This is a genomic window from Microvirga massiliensis, assembly GCF_001006805.1.
Taxonomy (GTDB): domain Bacteria; phylum Pseudomonadota; class Alphaproteobacteria; order Rhizobiales; family Beijerinckiaceae; genus Microvirga; species Microvirga massiliensis.
In genome coordinates this window covers 37,906-54,824 of record NZ_LN811365.1, presented here as the reverse complement: position 1 = coordinate 54,824, position 16,919 = coordinate 37,906, and the positions used below count along the sequence as shown (strand labels likewise).

Sequence of the window (16,919 nt, the reverse complement as noted above, 5' to 3'; positions counted from 1 at the left end):
GAAGGAGAGAGGCCGTCGTACTCGGATCGGTGCTCATGAATGCGTCCTACGGGAAGTCCATCGGGCTGGGTAGAACCCGTCCGGAGCCACCGGAACAGGCTTGTATCTTGCTGCGTGTTCCCGACACTGAGAGCGCGGCTCGAGCACGGCTCCAGCCAGTTTGGCAGGAGAGCACATGACGGAAGGCCGATCCCTGGCCTCGACGAGCATGACGGATTACGAGGCGATCGAGGCGGCCGTCATGGAGACGGAGCGCGGCCGCTGGTTCCTGCGCGAATACGCGAGGCGCAATCGGAATGCCGATACGGAGGTGCTCCTCAAGGCCATCACGCATCTCGAGCAGGTAATCCTCGGCCAGGGGCTGGCCCATGATCGTGATCGCCTGAAGGCCACGCTGCGCGAGATGGCCCGCGAGATCGCACTCACCCGGGAGGAGGCGGGAGAACTCCGGAAGCTCGAGACGTGGTTCGCGAAGGTGTCCGATTCCGAGCCTCTCTTCGACGTGGTGCGCGTTTCGAAGGACGCCGCCCTAATGGGCCGTCGTGCCGCCGCTGATATCCGGGAAGCCGCGACCGCACTCCAGAGCAGTACCCCGGATAAGGATCTGCTCCGCGGAATCGAACGCAGCAGCGCGGAAGTCGAGACGGCCTTCGATCAGGCCGAAGCCGGAACGCGGACAGTGGAACGGATAGTCAGCACGCTGCGACTCCTGGAAACGCGCATTCAGGAGATGCTGTCGCCGGAGAAAGCCCGCGATCCTGCGCGTATGCCGCCGAGGCTCGACGCCACATCGGCAGACACCAAGAGCGCCTCGACTGCAGACAAGCACGAGGCAAAGGCCCAGGATGATTCGCCTCGGCAGCCTCACGTGTCCGGGATAGCTCCCGGAGGAAGCAAGAGCAGCCTTGCCGGAGCTATTCAAGTGGAGCAACAGGACTCTCGAAAGCCTCCGGATGTGGCGCAGAACCGGGACGCGGCCCGCGACGCCGGAGATATCGAGGCTGTCGAAAGGGCGGCTGCTGGGATTCCGGAGGGGGCGTCCCGGACTCCCTCGAAGGAACCGACTGTTCGAAGCCCGATACCGCAGCCGCTTGAGGCCGTGTCGTCGAGGGAGGTCATAGAGCCCCGGCGCAATCCAATGCCGGAACACAAGATGTCCGCCTCACCCCTACGCCTTGGGAATGTTCCCTCACCAAGTGTGGAGCCGGCGCCACCTCTCCAGCCGAGACCCGCCTTCAGGCGTGAGGTCTTCGCGGAGATCGATCGCCTCTCCACGAGGGAGAGGCTGCGGCTCTTTACCTGATCGTGGCTGGACCGCTCTGCGGCGCATGCACTCCTGCCGCCTCGTGAGCGATCTTGATATTCGCAAAGAACTGGCGGGCACTCTCTCGCCAGGTGAAGGTTTCCGCAAAGGCGCGGCACCTTTCCTTCGGAATTGCCAATGCACCAAGGGCAGCTTCCCGGAGATCCGGTGAGAGAATCCCGCAACCGGACGAGCCAATGACATCGGTGGGGCCCGCAACGGGAAAAGCGGCGATGGGAAGCCCGGATGCGAGCCCCTCGAGTAGCACGATTCCGAACGTATCGGTAAGGCTCGGAAAGACGAAGACGTCGGCCGAAGCGTAGATTTCCGCGAGAACCTCTCCGGAACGGGCCCCGAGGAAGCAGGCTTGCGGGAACTGCGCCTCGAGCCGTGGGCGCGCAGGCCCATTACCGACGACGACCTTGGTCCCGGGCAGGTCGAGGGCAAGAAAGGCCTCCAGATTCTTTTCGACGGCGAGCCGACCAACGAAAAGAAAAATCGGCCCCGGGAGGTCCAGGACTTTCTCCTTGCGGGGCCTGAACAGGTTCGTGTCGACACCTCTCGGCCAGAGCCTGATGTTCCGGAAACCGCGTTCGTGCAATTCGCGCTCGAGCGACACGGTGCTGACTAGAGTTGCCTGGCCTGCATTGTGGAAGCGGCGGAGGAACGCGTAGATCCAGCTCTCCGGGATCGGTGCCCTCATGCGCACATATTCGGGGAATCGGGTGTGATAGCTCGTCGTAAAGCTCCGTCCCTGCCCCAGGCACGCGCGGCGAGCCGCAAATCCGATCGGGCCCTCCGTCGCGATATGCACATGCTCCGGCTGTATTCTCTCGAATTCGCGGATAACCATTGCGCGCGAAATGAGCGAAAGGCGGATTTCGCGATAGGTCGGTAATGCAAAGGACCGGAAGCGCTCCGGCGTCAGAAAAACCACCTCGACTCCGAAATGGCGTGATTCTTCTGCCATGTGTTCGAGCGAGCGCACGACGCCGTTGACCTGCGGATGCCAGGCATCGGTTGCGATCAGCAGCCGCATTAGGCCACCATCCTCGGTTTCGTCGACTCCAGCTCGACCGTGTGATCGGCCGGCTTGACGCGCCCTGCCTGGGCCCATTGCACGAGTTCGAGAGTGCCGCCGTAATGCTCGACGACGGCCGTGCAGGATTCGACCCAGTCGCCCGTATTGACATAGAGGACGCCGGACATGTCGCGCAAAGCCGCATGATGGATATGGCCGCAGATGACCCCGTCTGCATCGTGCCGCCGGGCCTCCGTCGAGAGAAACTCTTCGAAGCGGCCTATGAAATTCACAGCGTTCTTCACCTTCAACTTGGCCCAGGCGGAAAGCGACCAATAAGAAAAGCCGAGTCGCCGTCGCGCCGCGTTGAGATAGGTGTTGAGAAACAGCGCGAACGTGTAGGCACCGTCGCCGAGCAGTGCGAGCCACCTAGCATGGCGAACGACGATGTCGAATTCATCCCCATGGATGACGAGAAATCTCCTTCCGTCTGCAGCCTCGTGGATCACACGATCGCAGATCTCGATCCCTCCGAAATTCGAGCCGAGGTAATCGCGAAGAAACTCGTCATGATTTCCAGGGACATACACCAGTCGAGCGCCCTTGCGGACCTTGCGAAGGAGCTTCTGAACGACGTCGTTGTGCTCCTGGGGCCAGTACCAGCCGGAACGGAGGCGCCATCCGTCGATGATGTCGCCGACGAGATAGATGTTGTCCGCATCGTACGTTCTCAGGAAGTCGAGAAGCTCACGGGCCTGACATCCCCTCGTGCCGAGATGGATGTCCGACAGAAACAGGGTGCGAACCCGGACGGTATCATCCTTGGACATGCGAGCTCCCCGCGGATATCTCGAACACGTCTCAACCGGATTCCCGTATCACTTTGATGACGTTGGGATTGCGAGCCCCTCCGGGAGCCGGCACAGGGTGGCGCCATGCGTGCCGTGCACTCCGTCCGGGCGCACACCGATCTTCACCGCAACGCTCTTCCATGGTTCTTTGGGCCTCCTCCTGCCTGCTCCTGCCGTGAAACCTCTGCTCGGGATCTCCCTCAAAGTCCTTTCCGCACTCGCGTTCACGATGATGTCGGCTGGGCTCAAGCTCGTCAGCGATCGCTACCCGACGGGTGAGCTCGTGTTCTTCCGCTCGTTCTGCGCGCTGATTCCGCTCCTCGCCTGGCTTGGATGGCAGGGTGATCTGATCAACTCGGTCCGGACCCGAAACCTGCGCGGGCACATCCTGCGCGGGATCATCGGCAGCACCGGGATGTTCGCCGGTTTCATGGCGCTCTCCTATCTGCCCCTGCACGACGCGATCGCGATCGGCTATGCCGCCCCCCTGATCACGGTCGCGCTGGCGGCCCTGATCCTGAAGGAGGTCGTCCGGGCCTACCGATGGACCGCGGTGCTGATCGGGCTGGTGGGAGTCCTGATCATGTTGTCGCCCCATCTGACGACCTCCGCCAAGCAGGGCTTCGGCAGCGGACCGGCCCTCGGGGCCGCCTTCGCGGTACTGGGTGCGTTCTGCTCGGCCGGAGCGACGATCCAGGTGCGACGGCTCATCCGTGAGGAAAAGACGGGCGCCGTCGTCCTCTACTTCTCGCTCTTGAGCGCTGCGCTCGGGCTGGCCACGATCGTCCTCGGCTGGAACTGGCCCACTGCGACGGACCTCGCTCTCCTGGTGCTGATCGGAATTCTCGGCGGCATCGGGCAGATCCTCATGACCCAGAGCTACCGCTTCGCGGACACGTCGATCATCGCTCCCTTCGAATACACGACGATGATCTGGGCCCTGGTGCTCGGCTGGTTCCTGTTCGGGGATCTCCCCACCCCCACCGTGACCCTGGGGGGCGTCATTGTCGCGGCAGCGGGCCTCTTCGTCCTCTGGCGCGAGCGCCAGCTCGGCCTCGAACGGGCCAAGGAGGTCGAGACCACCTCGCAGCGCCCCGCGGGCGGCTGAGGCTCGCTCTGCGGGCCTCCTTGCAAAGACGTCGCACCCGATATACCTCCGCCTCATCTCCATGGGGTGCCCTTCCGGGCTGAGAGGCCGAACCGGCCAACCCATCGAACCTGAACCGGATCATACCGGCGGAGGGATGGATGTCTTATGGAACCGCGCCAGGGCTCGGCGCTCCACTTCCGGCTCTTGCCGGAAACCTGCTGACCGAGCTGCGGCAGTCACCCCGACGTATCCATGTCATCACGAATGCCGCAGCGCAGGCCCTTACCGCAAACCTGCTCCTTGCGGTCGGTGCCATCCCCTCGCTGACCGTTTCGCCCGAAGAAGCTCCGGCCTTCACGGCCCGATCGGCAGGCCTGGTGATTAATCTCGGCACGCTCGATTCCGAGCGGCGCGCCTCCATCCCATGGTCGATCGCAACAGCCCGGCAGCAGCATCTGCCCTGGGTCCTCGACCCCGTCTTCGTTGAATCCTCTCCGCAACGGCTGGAACTCGCCCGGCTCTGCCTAGCCGGGACCCCAGCAGTGCTTCGGTGCAACGCCGCCGAGTTCTCGGCGCTAGCAGTGACGGAGGCCAGCCCCGAGGCGGCCCGGGCCTTCGCGCAGGATCACGGAACCGTCGTGGCGATGACGGGCCCGACCGATCTTGTGACGGACGGCGCCAGGGCGATCAGGATCGCGAACGGCGATGTCCTCATGACGCGGGTCACCGCCATTGGCTGCGCGGGCACTGCCCTGATCGCGGCCTTCGCGGCTCTCCACCCCGACGCTTTCGAAGCCGCAGCAGCGGCACTCCTCACGGTCGGGATCGCCGGCGAGATCGCCGCGGCCAAAGCGGACGGACCCGGCACCTTTCAAGCTGCTGTCCTGGACGCTCTCTACAATGTCAGGCCGCCCGACATCCTCGAGCGTGCGAGACTGGCTTGAATGCCGCATGATGCGTTCATTCGACATCGTTGAGAATGCGAGGCTGACATGAATGCCGTCGATCTGCGGCTGTACGGAATTATCGACCCTGTCTGGACGGGCGGGCGCCCGGCCGTCGACCTCGCACGCGCTGCCGTGGCCGGAGGCTGCACGCTGATCCAGTACCGCGACAAGAGCGACGATGTCCGAAGAATGGTCGACAGCGCCCGCGCCCTGAAATCGGCTTTGGCCGAAACAGGCGTTCCGCTGCTCATCAACGATCGCGTGGACGTTGCCATTGCATCCGGAGCCGACGGTGTGCATCTCGGGCAGACCGACATGCATCCGGCCGATGCGCGACGGCTGCTCGGACCATCCGCGATCATCGGTCTCACGGTGAAGACAGCCGCCCAGGCCGACGAAACGTTCCGGCTGCCCGTGGACTACACCTGCATCGGCGGCGTCTTCTCAACGGGCAGCAAGGTCAACGAAGATCCACCGGTCGGTCTGGAGGGATTCTCTCGGATCGCATTCAGGGCTCGCCTCGCCAGCGGAGCACCGGTCGGCGCAATCGCCGGTATCACGGCCGACAATGCCGGCTCCGTGATCGCAGCCGGTGCGGATGGCGTCGCGGTCATCTCCGCGATCTTCATGGTCGATGACGTTACCGCAGAAACACGTCGCCTGCGCGCGATCATCGACAAGGCTCTCGAACAACGAAGACAAGCGCAATGACGGCAATTGCAGTGACGATCGCCGGATCGGATTCCGGCGGCGGCGCAGGCATTCAAGCTGACCTCAAAACCTTCTCGGCCCTGAACGTCTACGGCGCGACTGTCATCACGGCTCTGACGGCGCAGAACACCAGAGGTGTCCAGGGCATCCTGGATGTTCCACCCGAATTCATCGCCCAGCAGATGGACAGCGTGTTCTCGGACCTGTCCGTGGGCGCGGTGAAGATCGGAATGCTCTCGCAGCCGGCGGTGATCGAGACGGTGGCGGCCGGTCTCGACCGGCACCAGATGTCGAATGTCGTTCTCGATCCCGTCATGGTCGCCGCGAGCGGAGATCGCCTGCTGGCCCCGGAGGCGATCGACACGCTCCGACGCATCCTGATTCCCAAAGCGCTCCTCGTCACGCCGAACCTCCCGGAAGCGGCAGCGCTTCTCGACGAGCCGATCGCCCGGGACGAAACCGAGATGCGCCGTCAGGGAGAGCTCATTCTGGCTCTCGGCGCCCGGGCCGTGCTTGTCAAGGGCGGCCATGCGGACGGAGCCGAGAGCGTGGACATTCTCGTTTCGGCCTCCGGCGTGCAGCGCTTTCCTGCGCCGCGCATCGACACGCGCAACACGCACGGGACGGGCTGCACGCTGTCCTCGGCGATCGCTGCGGGTCTCGCGAAGGGCATGGGCCTGGGCGACGCGGTCGCCGCCGCGAAGGCCTATATCAGCGAGGCCATCCGGGCCTCCCACAGTCTCGAGATCGGACAGGGGCATGGCCCCGTGCATCACTTCCATGCTTGGTGGTCGTAAGCTTTCCCGCAGGACGGCCCTCGGCCTCGGCGGGGCCGCGCTCGTGATGCCATCGATTGCGAGGGCCCAGACCCTCCAGTGGCGGCTCGTGACGTCATGGCCCAAGGGGCGCATCGGGCCGGGCGTTTCCGCACAGCGCATCGTCGACCGCATCAACCTGATGAGCGGCGGCAGGCTGCAGGTCAACCTCTTCGGCGCAGGCGAAATCGTGCCTCCGTTCGCGGTGCTCGACGCGGTGTCGACTGGTACCGTCGAGGCCGGCCACACGGCAGCTCTCTACTGGCAGGGGAAGATCCCGGCGGCTCCCCTGTTCACGTCGGCGCCGTTCGGCCTCGGCCCGATCGAGCATCAGGCCTGGATCGAGCTACGTGACGGGCAGGACCTCTGGGACGAGCTCTACCGGCCTCATGGCGTCCGGGCCTTCATGGCGGGAAATACCGGCCCCTCCATGGGCGGCTGGTTCAAGCGCCGGCTGACGGGCGTTGAGGACCTCCGCGGGCTCCGCATTCGCGTGCAGGGGCTTGGGGCGGAAGTCTATCAGCGGCTCGGTGCGGTCCCGATGAGCGTCTCGGCGGGCGACCTCCTCCCTGCTTTCGAGAAAGGGGCAGTCGATGCCGTCGAGTTCCTCGCCCCCGCGCCCGACCTCGAAACCGGCCTGCAGAAATACGGGCCGTTCTACTATGCTCCCGGCTTCAACAAACCGAACGGGGCGAGTGAATTCCTGATCGGCCTCAAAATTTGGGAGGAACTCCCGGAGGATCTCAAGACTATCGTGAAGGAGGCCTGCCGGGCGGAGCATACGCTGGGGCTGGCTGATGCCTCGGAGCGCAATGCCGCAGCGCTGACCGAAATCCTCGGCAAATATCCGGTGACCCTGGAGGCCTTCCCGCGCAGCATTCTCGAGGAGGCCCGCCGCGCCTCGGAGGACCTCCTCCGGGATATCGGGGCAAGCTCTCCTCTCGCCGATCGCATCGTCCGGAGTTACGCAAGGGCACAGGCAGAACTGCACGGCTGGTCGGCCCTGGCCGCCGATATGGCCCGGTCGATCGCACGCAGTTGATCGCTTGACCCCTTCCCTCCGATCGCCGAAAACCGTTTCTCGGAACAAACGAAAGTTCGTTTCAGCGGAAGCAGGCGAAACATGGGCGTCGAAGGCAAGGAGCGGCATCGGGAACTCGAGGCGGGAGCACAGATCGTCTCCGGCCAGCTCGGAAAGACGATCCAGCGTCTCCGGAAGGCCTACAACCTGTCGCTCTCCGAGCTGGCCGAGCAGTCCGGCGTTGCGAAATCGATCATCAGCCAAATCGAGCGGAACGAGACCAACCCCACTCTCGCGACGATCTGGCGGCTGTCGCAGGCCCTCGACGTCTCAATCGAGCGGGTTCTCGCCACGAGCGAGGAGGAGCCGTTCATCCAGAAATCTTCCCGCGCCGATACCCCGATTCTCGTCTCGGACGACGGGCGGATGCGCCTGGCGATCATCGGTTGGATCAAGACGGTCGAGTGGCTCCAGTGGTACGACGTGCAGTCGGAGCCCGGCGGCGTCCTCGAATCGGACGGTCACCAGCGCGGCTCGGTCGAGTGCCTCTCGGTGACTGAAGGTGAGTTCGAGGTCGAAGTCGGCGGCGTCGTCCAGCACGCCAAAGCCGGCGAGACGCTTCGCTATCGCTGCGATCGTCCCCACACGGTGCGATGCATCGGTTCGGCACCCGGCAGGGCCACGATGGTGTGCATCCTCAAAGCCGCAGTAATGGATTGAGCAGTCTTTCCGATTGCATCGCTGCGAAGGAAATTCATGCCGTTTCCGGCAGTGCTCTTCCTTCTCTCACGCCCTCACCGTCATTACGAGCGGAGCGAAGCAATCCAGCAGCGCGCCAGTTGACGGGTAGATTGCTTCGCCTGCGGCTCGCAAGGACGAAGAGGCGGCGGAAGGGACTGTGCCTTGGCGTCTGCAGCTCGCCATGACGATGCGCGGCGAGACGCCATCATGAGCTGGCTCGTGCGACCCCGATTGGTGAACGGCCCGTTCGACGACCCCGGACTCTATCTCGATTTTCGTTTTGGCCGCCGGGCGATCCTCTTCGACCTGGGAGACCTGACTCCCCTCTCCTCGCGCGAATTGATGCGCGTGAGCCATGTGTTCGTATCCCACACCCACATGGATCATATTGCGGGTTTCGATCGTCTCCTGCGCGTCTGCCTTCATCGTACCGAGCCTCTGACGCTCGTGGGACCGTCAGGATTTATCGATCAGGTGGAGCATCGGATCCGCAGTTTCACCTGGAACCTTCTCGACGAGCATTCCATCGACTTCCGCCTCCATGTTATGGAGTTCGAAAGCGAGCGTCTCGTCCGGGCCGCGGAATTCCATGCGCGCGATGCCTTCGTCCGGCGCAATGGTGTGCCGCCAGACTACCTGCCAGGAACAGTGCTGGTGGAAGAGAACATGCGGATCGAAGCCGTTGCCCTGGACCACGGCATTCCGTCACTCGCATTCGCCTTGCGCGAGGAGCTGAAGGTGAATGTCCTGCGTGGTGCGCTCGACGAAATGGGCCTCGCGACGGGGCCGTGGCTCGGCGGGGCAAAGCGTGCAGCGCGCCGGGGCGAACCGGACGACAGTCTGATCGATGTCGGCAGAGACCACACGGTTCCTCTCGGCGAGCTCCGCAGGAGAGCGTTCCGGATCGGCCCTGGCCAGATCGTGGCCTATGTCACCGATGCGGCATCCCACGCCGAGAATCACCGGAAGATCGTCCGGCTCGCCGAGAAGGCTGATCAGCTGTTCATCGAGGCGATGTTCCTGGAGAAAGACAGAGCCCTGGCGACGGCGACGCGCCATCTGACGGCGCGAGACGCAGGCGCTCTTGCGCGCGCGGCGCATGTGAAACATTTCACCGTCTTTCATCACTCCGCACGCTACCTGCCCGACCCGTCGTCGATCGGGCGTGAGGTACGGGACGGCTTCGAGGCGATACCGGCCTGATCAGGTTCTCCCGGTCGGCTCGGGTTCTGCGCATCACTCCGAATTCGTGGCTGCGGGCGGGCGTCCCTCGCGCGGAGGCAGCGTCAGAAGGTACTCGCCCATCGCCGTGCGATCGGATTCCGGAAGGGCTGCGGTGTTCCGCACGACCGCGCGCATCAGGCCGCCGACATCGACGAAGTTCGGGGTATCGCCCGTCTTCAGCAGAACCTCGAAGTCTTCGAGCGTCCAACCTCCCGTCCCAGTCGGATGAGGCGTGATGTTCGGCACCCAGTCCTTTCCGTCCGGCTCCCGCGCTCCCGCAAACCGCCGCTCGGAAATGATCGCCCCCAAAGCGTTCCGTGGACTATGGCACTCCGCACAATGTCCCGGCCCCTCTACGAGATAGGCTCCGCGATTCCACGGTTCGTCACGGTTCGGGTCCGGCCTGAAAACGTTGCCATCGAGAAATGCCAGTTTCCAGAGGCCGAGGCCGCGGCGGATGTTGTATGGAAAGGAGAGTTCGTGATCCCGCACACGGCCTTCGACCGGCGTGAGGCTCTTCAGATAGGCAAAGAGATCCGCGATATCCGTTGTCCTCATGCGCTGATAGGACGTGTATGGAAAAGACGGATATAGATGCTTCCCGTCGGGCGCCGTCCCCTCACGCATCGCTCTTACGAAATCCGTGACGCTCCATCCACCGATGCCGTCGCGAGGATGGGGCGAGATGTTCGGCACATGGAAAGTGCCGAATGGCGACTTCAAGGCCAATCCGCCACCGAGCCTCGTGCGATCATCCTGGTCGGGCGTCGCGTGACAGGAGGAACATCCTCCCGCGTTGAAGAGAAGGCGTCCGTTCTCGAGATTCGCGACATGGTCGCCTGCAACACTCTGCTCTCCGCGCACGAGCCGATAAAGGGCCGGTTCGGTCAGCAGGTAGAAGACGGCTGCCCCAGCGATGACCAGTCCCAAAAGCGCCAGGAGAATTGAGCGTAAACGGTTCATATCTCTCGGGAAGAGGCGGAAGGCTACAGGCAGGCGACTGATCTACCTCTCGGGAGCCGGCCGGGCCCGACGCACGGGAGTGACGATCGGCCCGGCGGCAATGGACAGGCGTGTGCGCCTTTTCGAGGCTGTCAGCTCGGTTTCCGGAACTTTTCGTGGCAGCCGCCGCAGTTCTTCATGACCTTCGGAAACTCGGCCTTGAAACTCTCCTCGTCCTTCACGGTCGCGAGGGCCGTCTGAGCATCGGCGGCGAGCTTCGCGAAGCGTGCCTCGAAATCCGACTTGTTCTCCCAGACTGTGGGCAGCGCGTCCGTCTTGCCGGACTTCGAGTTCTCCGGAAACATTGTCGGAAGCACTTTCGCGTGTTCCGAGTAGGTCCGAAGCGCCGTCTGTACCTGTCCGAGATCGAAGGGAGCCTGCCCTCGAAGGGCAGCGGTCACCGGCCGTGCCTTGGCGCTGAGATCCTTCATGAGGCTCTGACGCTGCTCGATCACATTCCCCTCTGCAACCACCGACGTGACGCCCAAAGCCAGTGCGCCCACTACCAACACCGCACGAATCATGAACCTTGCTCTCCCTCTGGACTGACGATTGCGAAACTGGACCGGCAGCAGAGCTTTCTCGCGCAGGCAAACCGAATTTCAAACCTACGGCGAAGGTTTGTGCGGACACATTCCGGTGAACGGATCCAGCTTTCGCACCGGGCCGGCTGGGAAAGGACCCATCCTGCAGGATGGCCGGTTCGAGAGGCGGAATAACGCCCGAGCCGCTCACTCCGCCGGATGCAGTGCCAGCAAGAGCTCGCAGCGCACGGCTTCGCGAGCCCTCACCATTCGACGACCTCTCCGGCCCCAATCCAATCCTTGAAGCCGCCCTTGTAATGTTCGCGGACGTCCCGGCCCGCGGCTTGAGCGAGAAGTGCAGCACGCTCCGAGCGGATACCGGCAGCACAAGAGAGAATGACACGGCCTTCCGGCAGGGCATGCGGATCGAACTCCGAGAGGGGCATGTTCACGGAGCCCGGAATGTGGCCGGCCGCGAATTCGGCGGGCTCGCGAACATCGATGATCGTACCGTTCCCGGAGGCGAGGGCAGCTTTCACATCGTTTCGATCGAGATCGACTACTGGTGCTGGCATGAGTTCCTCACTCGGTCGCGGCAGCGGTACTAGGCAGGGACGGCAGTCTGTCGTTGAGGCGCAGGCGGGCGATGTGTGCGATTTCGGCGAGCGCGGTGGCGAATTCCTGCTCGGGCTCGTGCGCGAGGCGCGCCTCGAAGGCGGCCAGGATCTCCTCCTTGGCGCGCCCCCGCACGGCCAGGATGAACGGAAACCCGAACCGCTCGCGATAACGCGCGTTGAGCGCGAGAAAGCGGTCGCGTTCCGCCTCATCGAGATCGGCCAGGCCCGCCCCGCTCTGCTCGGCCCGCGAATCCGCCGTCAGCTCCCGCAGTTCCAGCCGCCCCGCGAGATCCGGATGCGCGCGGATGAGTTCGAGCTTCTGCGCGCGGGTCGCTCCCGCGAGCGCCGCGACCAGCGCGGCGTGCAGGCCCTCGGCCGAGTCCTGCGCCGCCGTCAGCCCCGCGGCATGCACCCGCTCGGCGAGCCAGGGCGAGTGCTCGAACACGTCCCCGAAGAGCTCCCCGAACAGCGCCCGGCTCATGGTGCTGGGCTTGAGCCCCGCGGGCGGGTGTTCGCGGAGCCAGTGCCGGGCGATGTCGATCCGCCGCGCCACCCAGACCCGCTCGTGCGCGAGCACGTAATCGAGAAAGCGCGCCAGCGCCGCCGCCCGCCCGGGCCGGCCGACGAGCCGGCCATGCAGGCCCACCGACAGCAGCTTGGGGGCGCGCTCGCCCTCGGCATAGAGGAGATCGAACGAGTCCTTGAGATAGCCGAAGAACTGGTCGCCTGAGTTGAAGCCCTGCGGGGTCGCAAAGCGCATGTCGTTGGCATCCAACGTGTAGGGCACGATCAGCTGCGGCCCAGTGGGCCCACCGACCCAGTAGGGCAGCTCGTCGGCATAGGAATCGGCTGAGTAGAGAAAGCCGCCCTCCTCCTGGACGAGCCGCAGCGTGTGCTCGGAGGTGCGCCCGAGATAGAAGCCGCGCGGCCGCTCGCCCGTGACCTCGGTGTGGAGGCGGATCGCCTCGTGGAGATGGGCGCGCTCCTCGTCGGACGAGAAGTCCTTGTAGTCGATCCATTTCAGGCCGTGGCTGGCGATCTCCCAGCCGGCTTCCTGCATGGCCGCCACGGCGTGCGGGTTGCGCTGGAGCGCACTCGCGACGCCAAAGACCGTGACGGGCAGCGAGCGCTCCGTGAACAGCCGCCACAGCCGCCAGAAGCCGACGCGGGAGCCGTATTCGTAGAGCGACTCCATGTTCATGTGACGCTGGCCCGGCCAGGGCTGGGCGCCGACGATCTCGGACAGGAAGGCCTCGGAGGCGCGGTCGCCGTGCAGGATGCTGTTCTCCCCGCCCTCCTCGTAGTTGAGCACGAACTGGACGCAGAGCCGGGCGTCGCCGGGCCAGCGGGGATGCGGGGGCGTGCGGCCATAGCCCACGAGGTCGCGCGGATAGGAATGCGGCATGTCAGGGGATCAGGGTTGGAGCGGGCTGGTGAGGGTGGAGGCGGGCCGGCATCTCAGCTGCCCCGGTAGGTGGAATAGCTCCAGGGCGAGACCAGGAGCGGAACATGGTAGTGGCCGTCGGGCTCCGCGAGGCCGACGCGCAGCGGCACCAGATCGAGGAAGGGCGGGTCCGCCGTCGCGGTGGCACGGGCGCGAAAGTAATCCCCGACGTGGAACACGAGCTCGTAGGTGCCGGCCCGGAACGCCTCACCCGCCAGCAGCGGCGCCTCGGTGCGCCCGTCGGCATTGGTCGTGGCGGTCAGGAGCGGCTCGCGCTGCGCGCCCTCGAGCCGGAACAGCTCGATGCGCACGCCCGCAGCGGGTCTGCCCGACGCCGTGTCGAGAACATGTGTAGAGAGACGCCCCATCAAGGTCTCCGAAAGGGAGCCGGAATGAACTCGCCGTTACGTCATCCGTCAAGGCCGACGCGGAAGCTCGAGCCTACCCCTCTTCACCGACGAGCCTCCCCGATATCGGCGACGTCGACCTGGGTGGTCATGGTCCGGCCGTTGCGCTCGATAGTGAGTTCGACAGGCTTCCCAATATCGGCCTTCTCGAGAGCGGCGGTCAGATCGGAGAGGCGGCTCACCTCCTTTCCGTTCACGCCGACGATGATGTCGCCGAGCGCGCCGGTGCGTGGGTCGATCCCGCGCAGGCCGGCTCGTTCGGCGGGCGAGCCCGGTACGACTCGCACCACGATGACGCCTTTAATGCCGAGTTGCGCCGCCGCAGCCTCCTCGCCCGCGATGATCCCGATGCCGGGTGTCGGGACGCGTCCGTTCCGGATGAGTTGGGGAACGACGCGGTTGACGACATCGACCGGGATCGCGAACCCGATTCCGGCGAATGCTCCGGAGGGGGAGAAGATCGCCGTGTTGACCCCGATCAGGCGGCCTGCCGAATCGAGGAGCGGCCCGCCGGAGTTCCCTGGATTGATGGCCGCGTCCGTCTGGATCACATCTGCGATCTCTCGCCCCTCGCTGGTGGGCAGGCGGCGCTGCAGGGCGCTGATGATGCCGGTGGTCAGCGTCTGGTCGAGCCCGAAGGGATTCCCGATCGCAAAGGTCTCCTGTCCGACCTTGAGATCCGCGGAGGTGCCGATCGGAACTGGCGGTGGAGGTTCCCGCATTCTCCCGAGACGCAGGACCGCGAGATCGTAGTTCGGCGCGGTTCCGACGATCTCCGCAGGGACGACCTCTCCGGATGCAAACCGCACGGTGACGGGACTCGCGCCCTCGATGACGTGATTGTTCGTGACGACATGCCCGGCTTCGTCCCAGAGGAATCCCGTACCTGATTGCACGCCCCCTCCCCCTTCACCACCAAACGGTTGGAGCAAACGCCGCGGGTCGGGACGTGCAAAGACGTGGACGACGGAGGGAGAGATTCGCTCGAATATTCCAATCGTCGTCTGTTCGATGGGTGCGAGGTCACCGCGCGCGGTGATCGCTCGGGGCTGCTCCTGCGAATAGAGCCAGCGCGCCACGTAAGGCTCGGCCACGAAGGCGGTGAGGAGGATCAGAACAATGACGAGAGCGATGTTCGTGAAGCGGTAGCGCACCGCGGGCTCCAGGGTTGTCGACGGGTCACCCTCGTCAACGCCCGATATAGAGCTTGGTTGGGCCAGGGTGATATCTTCTTCGCACAGATCGACTGCCTCGAGTTGTCGACGCCTGGGACGGCTCTGTTGAACCGGATGTAAAAACCGTGTACCGGCCGCCCGCGATAGACAGCTTCCGCCCCCTTTCCCGCCAGCCTCACGGCGTCCAGACTGAGAGCATGCTCGACCCCCAGATCTCGGAATGGATCGGCCAGATTCTGCGGTGGACCCATGTCGTTACCGCAATCGCCTGGATCGGCTCCTCATTCTATTTTATCCATCTCGACCTGAGCTTGCGGAGGCGTGAGGGCCTGCCCGAGGGGGTCGGCGGCGAGGCCTGGCAGGTCCACGGCGGCGGCTTCTACAACATGCGCAAATACCTCATTGCGCCGCCGGAACTCCCGCGAGAGCTCACCTGGTTCAAGTGGGAAAGCTACAGCACCTGGTTGACGGGATTTTTCCTGCTCGTCTGGGTCTACTATCTGCAGGCGGAGCTGTACTCGATCGACCACGAGACCATGGATCTGCTTCCCTGGCAAGTGGCCGCCATCGGGATCTCCGGACTCACCGGCGCGTGGCTGATCTATGAGGGCCTGTGCCGCTCGCCGCTCGGCAATCGGGATGCCACGCTTTCGGGGGCTGTGTTCATTCTGATCCTTGCGGCCGCATGGGGCTTCATGCAGGTCCTGTCGCCGCGGGCGGCCTTTCTCCACACCGGAGCGATGATCGCCACCTGGATGTCTGCCAGCGTGTTCGTCGTCATCATTCCGAACCAGCGGAAGGTCGTCGCGGATCTGATCGCGGGCCGGCAGCCCGATCCGAAGCTCGGAAAGGAAGCAAAGCAGCGGTCGACACACAACAACTATCTGACGCTTCCCGTCGTCTTCCTGATGCTGTCGAACCATTACCCGCTTGCGTGGTCATCCCGCTACTCGGTCGCCATTGTCGGGCTGATCGTCGTTGCGGGTGCGGTCATCCGCCATTTCTTCAACAGCAGGCATGCCCACAAGGGCTCCCCTTGGTGGACATGGGCCGTAGCCGCGGCCTGTATCGTTGCTGCGATCTATCTTTCCATAATCGGGCGGCCGACAGTCGCCCTCGCCTCGAACACTGCGCCCGTTCCGGCGGCGATGCTGCCGACCGAGGAGGCTCTTCTGGCTGTCCAATCCCGATGCTCGATGTGCCATGCGGCAGAACCCGTCTGGCCGGGTATCGCAACTGCGCCGAAAGGCGTCAGGCTAGATACATCCGAGGAAATCGCCCGTCGCGCCGAATCCATCCGGATCCAGAGCGTGCTGACCCACGCCATGCCACCCGGGAACCTGACCGGGATGACGCTCGAGGAGCGCCGCGCCGTAGCGGATTGGCTGGCTGCTCGCGATCGTATCCGGCACACATTCTGAGATAACCGGCTCCGCACGGAGACGGAGCGTCCCCCGCGGGTAGGATGCAGCAGCACAGTCACACAGATTTCCCAAAGGAGAAGTGCCCAATGCCAGAACTCAGCCTCGAAGCGGCCCAGACGATCCTGACCGCGACCCTCAAGGCAGGGCGCGAGAAGTCGTTCAAGCCCTTGGCCGTAGCAGTCTACGATTCCCGCGGGGCGCTGCGCGGTCTCCTCGCCGAGGATGGCACCAGTCTCAAGCGGTCGCAGATCGCGATGGCCAAGGCCTATGGCGCTCTGGCGCTCGGTGTCGGCTCCCGGGCTCTCCACAAGATGGCGATCGATCGCCCCTACTTCGTCGCAAGCGTGAGCCACGTGGTCGGCGGTGAACTCGTCCCGGTCCCCGGCGGCGTTCTCATCAAGGATGCCCAGGGAACGCTCCTCGGCGCCGTCGGCGTGTCGGGTGACACGTCCGACAACGACGAGATCGCCGCGGCTGCGGGGATTGAGGCCGCCGGCCTAGTCTTCGACAGCGGCGCCTGACCCCTCGGACGGGACTTACGTATAGGCCATCGACGCAACGGGTATTGGTGGCGAGCAAGGTGCGGACCGTTCCCCACGCGG

Annotated in this window: 18 protein-coding genes and 1 riboswitch; of the genes, 10 read left to right on the top strand and 8 right to left on the bottom strand. The window is 64.6% G+C overall.

Features of this window, described 5'->3' with window-relative positions; genetic code table 11:
* Nucleotides 1-175: 175 nt before the first annotated feature.
* On the top strand, nucleotides 176-1,303 hold the full coding sequence (locus BN1233_RS43785; protein WP_048709916.1) for a hypothetical protein: 1,128 nt from the start codon (nucleotides 176-178) through the stop codon (nucleotides 1,301-1,303).
* On the opposite strand, the gene BN1233_RS35030 is transcribed toward BN1233_RS43785, so the two are convergent.
* Together BN1233_RS35030 and BN1233_RS35025 are read right to left on the bottom strand one after the other, a co-directional pair.
* Nucleotides 1,296-2,342, bottom strand: coding sequence for a glycosyltransferase family 4 protein (locus tag BN1233_RS35030; RefSeq protein WP_046868288.1), 1,047 nt, complete (start codon nucleotides 2,340-2,342; stop codon nucleotides 1,296-1,298). The genes BN1233_RS43785 and BN1233_RS35030 overlap by 8 nt on opposite strands.
* Entirely contained in the window at nucleotides 2,342-3,154 is an 813-nt protein-coding gene (locus BN1233_RS35025) for a UDP-2,3-diacylglucosamine diphosphatase (protein WP_046868287.1), read from the bottom strand. Before BN1233_RS35025 ends, BN1233_RS35030 begins: the two co-directional genes overlap by 1 nt.
* Nucleotides 3,155-3,263: 109 nt before the next feature.
* On the opposite strand from BN1233_RS35025, the gene BN1233_RS35020 reads away from it, so the two are divergent.
* From BN1233_RS35020 to BN1233_RS34990, 7 genes are all read left to right on the top strand, one after another.
* On the top strand, nucleotides 3,264-4,283 hold the full coding sequence (locus tag BN1233_RS35020) for a DMT family transporter (protein ID WP_342341690.1): 1,020 nt from the start codon (nucleotides 3,264-3,266) through the stop codon (nucleotides 4,281-4,283).
* A gap of 52 nt (nucleotides 4,284-4,335) precedes the next feature.
* A riboswitch (TPP riboswitch) is annotated at nucleotides 4,336-4,437 on the top strand.
* Nucleotides 4,424-5,209 carry a hydroxyethylthiazole kinase gene (thiM, locus tag BN1233_RS35015; RefSeq protein ID WP_048709913.1) on the top strand — a complete coding sequence of 262 codons (786 nt, stop codon included), beginning with the start codon at nucleotides 4,424-4,426 and terminating at the stop codon, nucleotides 5,207-5,209. It overlaps the preceding riboswitch by 14 nt.
* A 48-nt stretch (nucleotides 5,210-5,257) precedes the next feature.
* Nucleotides 5,258-5,923 (top strand): thiamine phosphate synthase, encoded by a 666-nt coding sequence (gene thiE, locus BN1233_RS35010; protein ID WP_046868286.1) that lies wholly within the window; start codon nucleotides 5,258-5,260, stop codon nucleotides 5,921-5,923.
* On the top strand, nucleotides 5,920-6,720 hold the full coding sequence (gene thiD / locus BN1233_RS35005; RefSeq protein ID WP_046868285.1) for a bifunctional hydroxymethylpyrimidine kinase/phosphomethylpyrimidine kinase: 801 nt from the start codon (nucleotides 5,920-5,922) through the stop codon (nucleotides 6,718-6,720). The genes thiE and thiD overlap by 4 nt, the downstream gene beginning before the upstream one ends.
* Entirely contained in the window at nucleotides 6,704-7,780 is a 1,077-nt protein-coding gene (locus BN1233_RS35000; protein ID WP_046868284.1) for a TRAP transporter substrate-binding protein, read from the top strand. The genes thiD and BN1233_RS35000 overlap by 17 nt, the downstream gene beginning before the upstream one ends.
* 81 nt (nucleotides 7,781-7,861) lie before the next feature.
* Complete coding sequence (locus tag BN1233_RS34995) at nucleotides 7,862-8,479, top strand: helix-turn-helix domain-containing protein (protein ID WP_046868283.1); 618 nt, start codon at nucleotides 7,862-7,864, stop codon at nucleotides 8,477-8,479.
* 228 nt (nucleotides 8,480-8,707) lie between these two features.
* Nucleotides 8,708-9,703: a ribonuclease Z gene (locus BN1233_RS34990; protein ID WP_046868282.1), complete on the top strand. Its 996-nt coding sequence runs from the start codon at nucleotides 8,708-8,710 to the stop codon at nucleotides 9,701-9,703.
* Nucleotides 9,704-9,736: 33 nt separating this feature from the next.
* Here BN1233_RS34990 and BN1233_RS34985 read toward each other — a convergent pair whose 3' ends face one another.
* The 6 genes from BN1233_RS34985 to BN1233_RS34960 form a co-directional block, all read right to left on the bottom strand.
* Entirely contained in the window at nucleotides 9,737-10,687 is a 951-nt protein-coding gene (locus BN1233_RS34985; protein ID WP_046868281.1) for a cytochrome c, read from the bottom strand.
* A 131-nt stretch (nucleotides 10,688-10,818) separates the two neighbouring features.
* Entirely contained in the window at nucleotides 10,819-11,250 is a 432-nt protein-coding gene (locus BN1233_RS34980) for a c-type cytochrome (protein WP_046868280.1), read from the bottom strand.
* A gap of 263 nt (nucleotides 11,251-11,513) precedes the next feature.
* The gene (locus tag BN1233_RS34975; RefSeq protein WP_046868279.1) at nucleotides 11,514-11,825 is read right to left on the bottom strand and encodes a rhodanese-like domain-containing protein; all 312 of its coding nucleotides are present in this window, start codon (nucleotides 11,823-11,825) and stop codon (nucleotides 11,514-11,516) included.
* 7 nt (nucleotides 11,826-11,832) lie between these two features.
* Nucleotides 11,833-13,272: an allantoinase PuuE gene (gene puuE / locus BN1233_RS34970; protein WP_046868278.1), complete on the bottom strand. Its 1,440-nt coding sequence runs from the start codon at nucleotides 13,270-13,272 to the stop codon at nucleotides 11,833-11,835.
* 53 nt (nucleotides 13,273-13,325) lie between these two features.
* Nucleotides 13,326-13,679, bottom strand: a complete 354-nt coding sequence (gene uraH / locus BN1233_RS34965; protein WP_046868277.1) for a hydroxyisourate hydrolase — start codon at nucleotides 13,677-13,679, stop codon at nucleotides 13,326-13,328.
* An 83-nt stretch (nucleotides 13,680-13,762) separates the two neighbouring features.
* Entirely contained in the window at nucleotides 13,763-14,872 is a 1,110-nt protein-coding gene (locus BN1233_RS34960) for a S1C family serine protease (RefSeq protein WP_046868276.1), read from the bottom strand.
* A gap of 218 nt (nucleotides 14,873-15,090) precedes the next feature.
* Between BN1233_RS34960 and BN1233_RS34955 the strand changes: the two genes are divergently transcribed.
* Nucleotides 15,091-16,314 (top strand): urate hydroxylase PuuD, encoded by a 1,224-nt coding sequence (locus tag BN1233_RS34955; protein ID WP_046868275.1) that lies wholly within the window; start codon nucleotides 15,091-15,093, stop codon nucleotides 16,312-16,314.
* A gap of 89 nt (nucleotides 16,315-16,403) precedes the next feature.
* Nucleotides 16,404-16,838, top strand: a complete 435-nt coding sequence (locus BN1233_RS34950; RefSeq protein ID WP_046868274.1) for a GlcG/HbpS family heme-binding protein — start codon at nucleotides 16,404-16,406, stop codon at nucleotides 16,836-16,838.
* The last annotated feature ends 81 nt before the right edge of the window (nucleotides 16,839-16,919 follow it).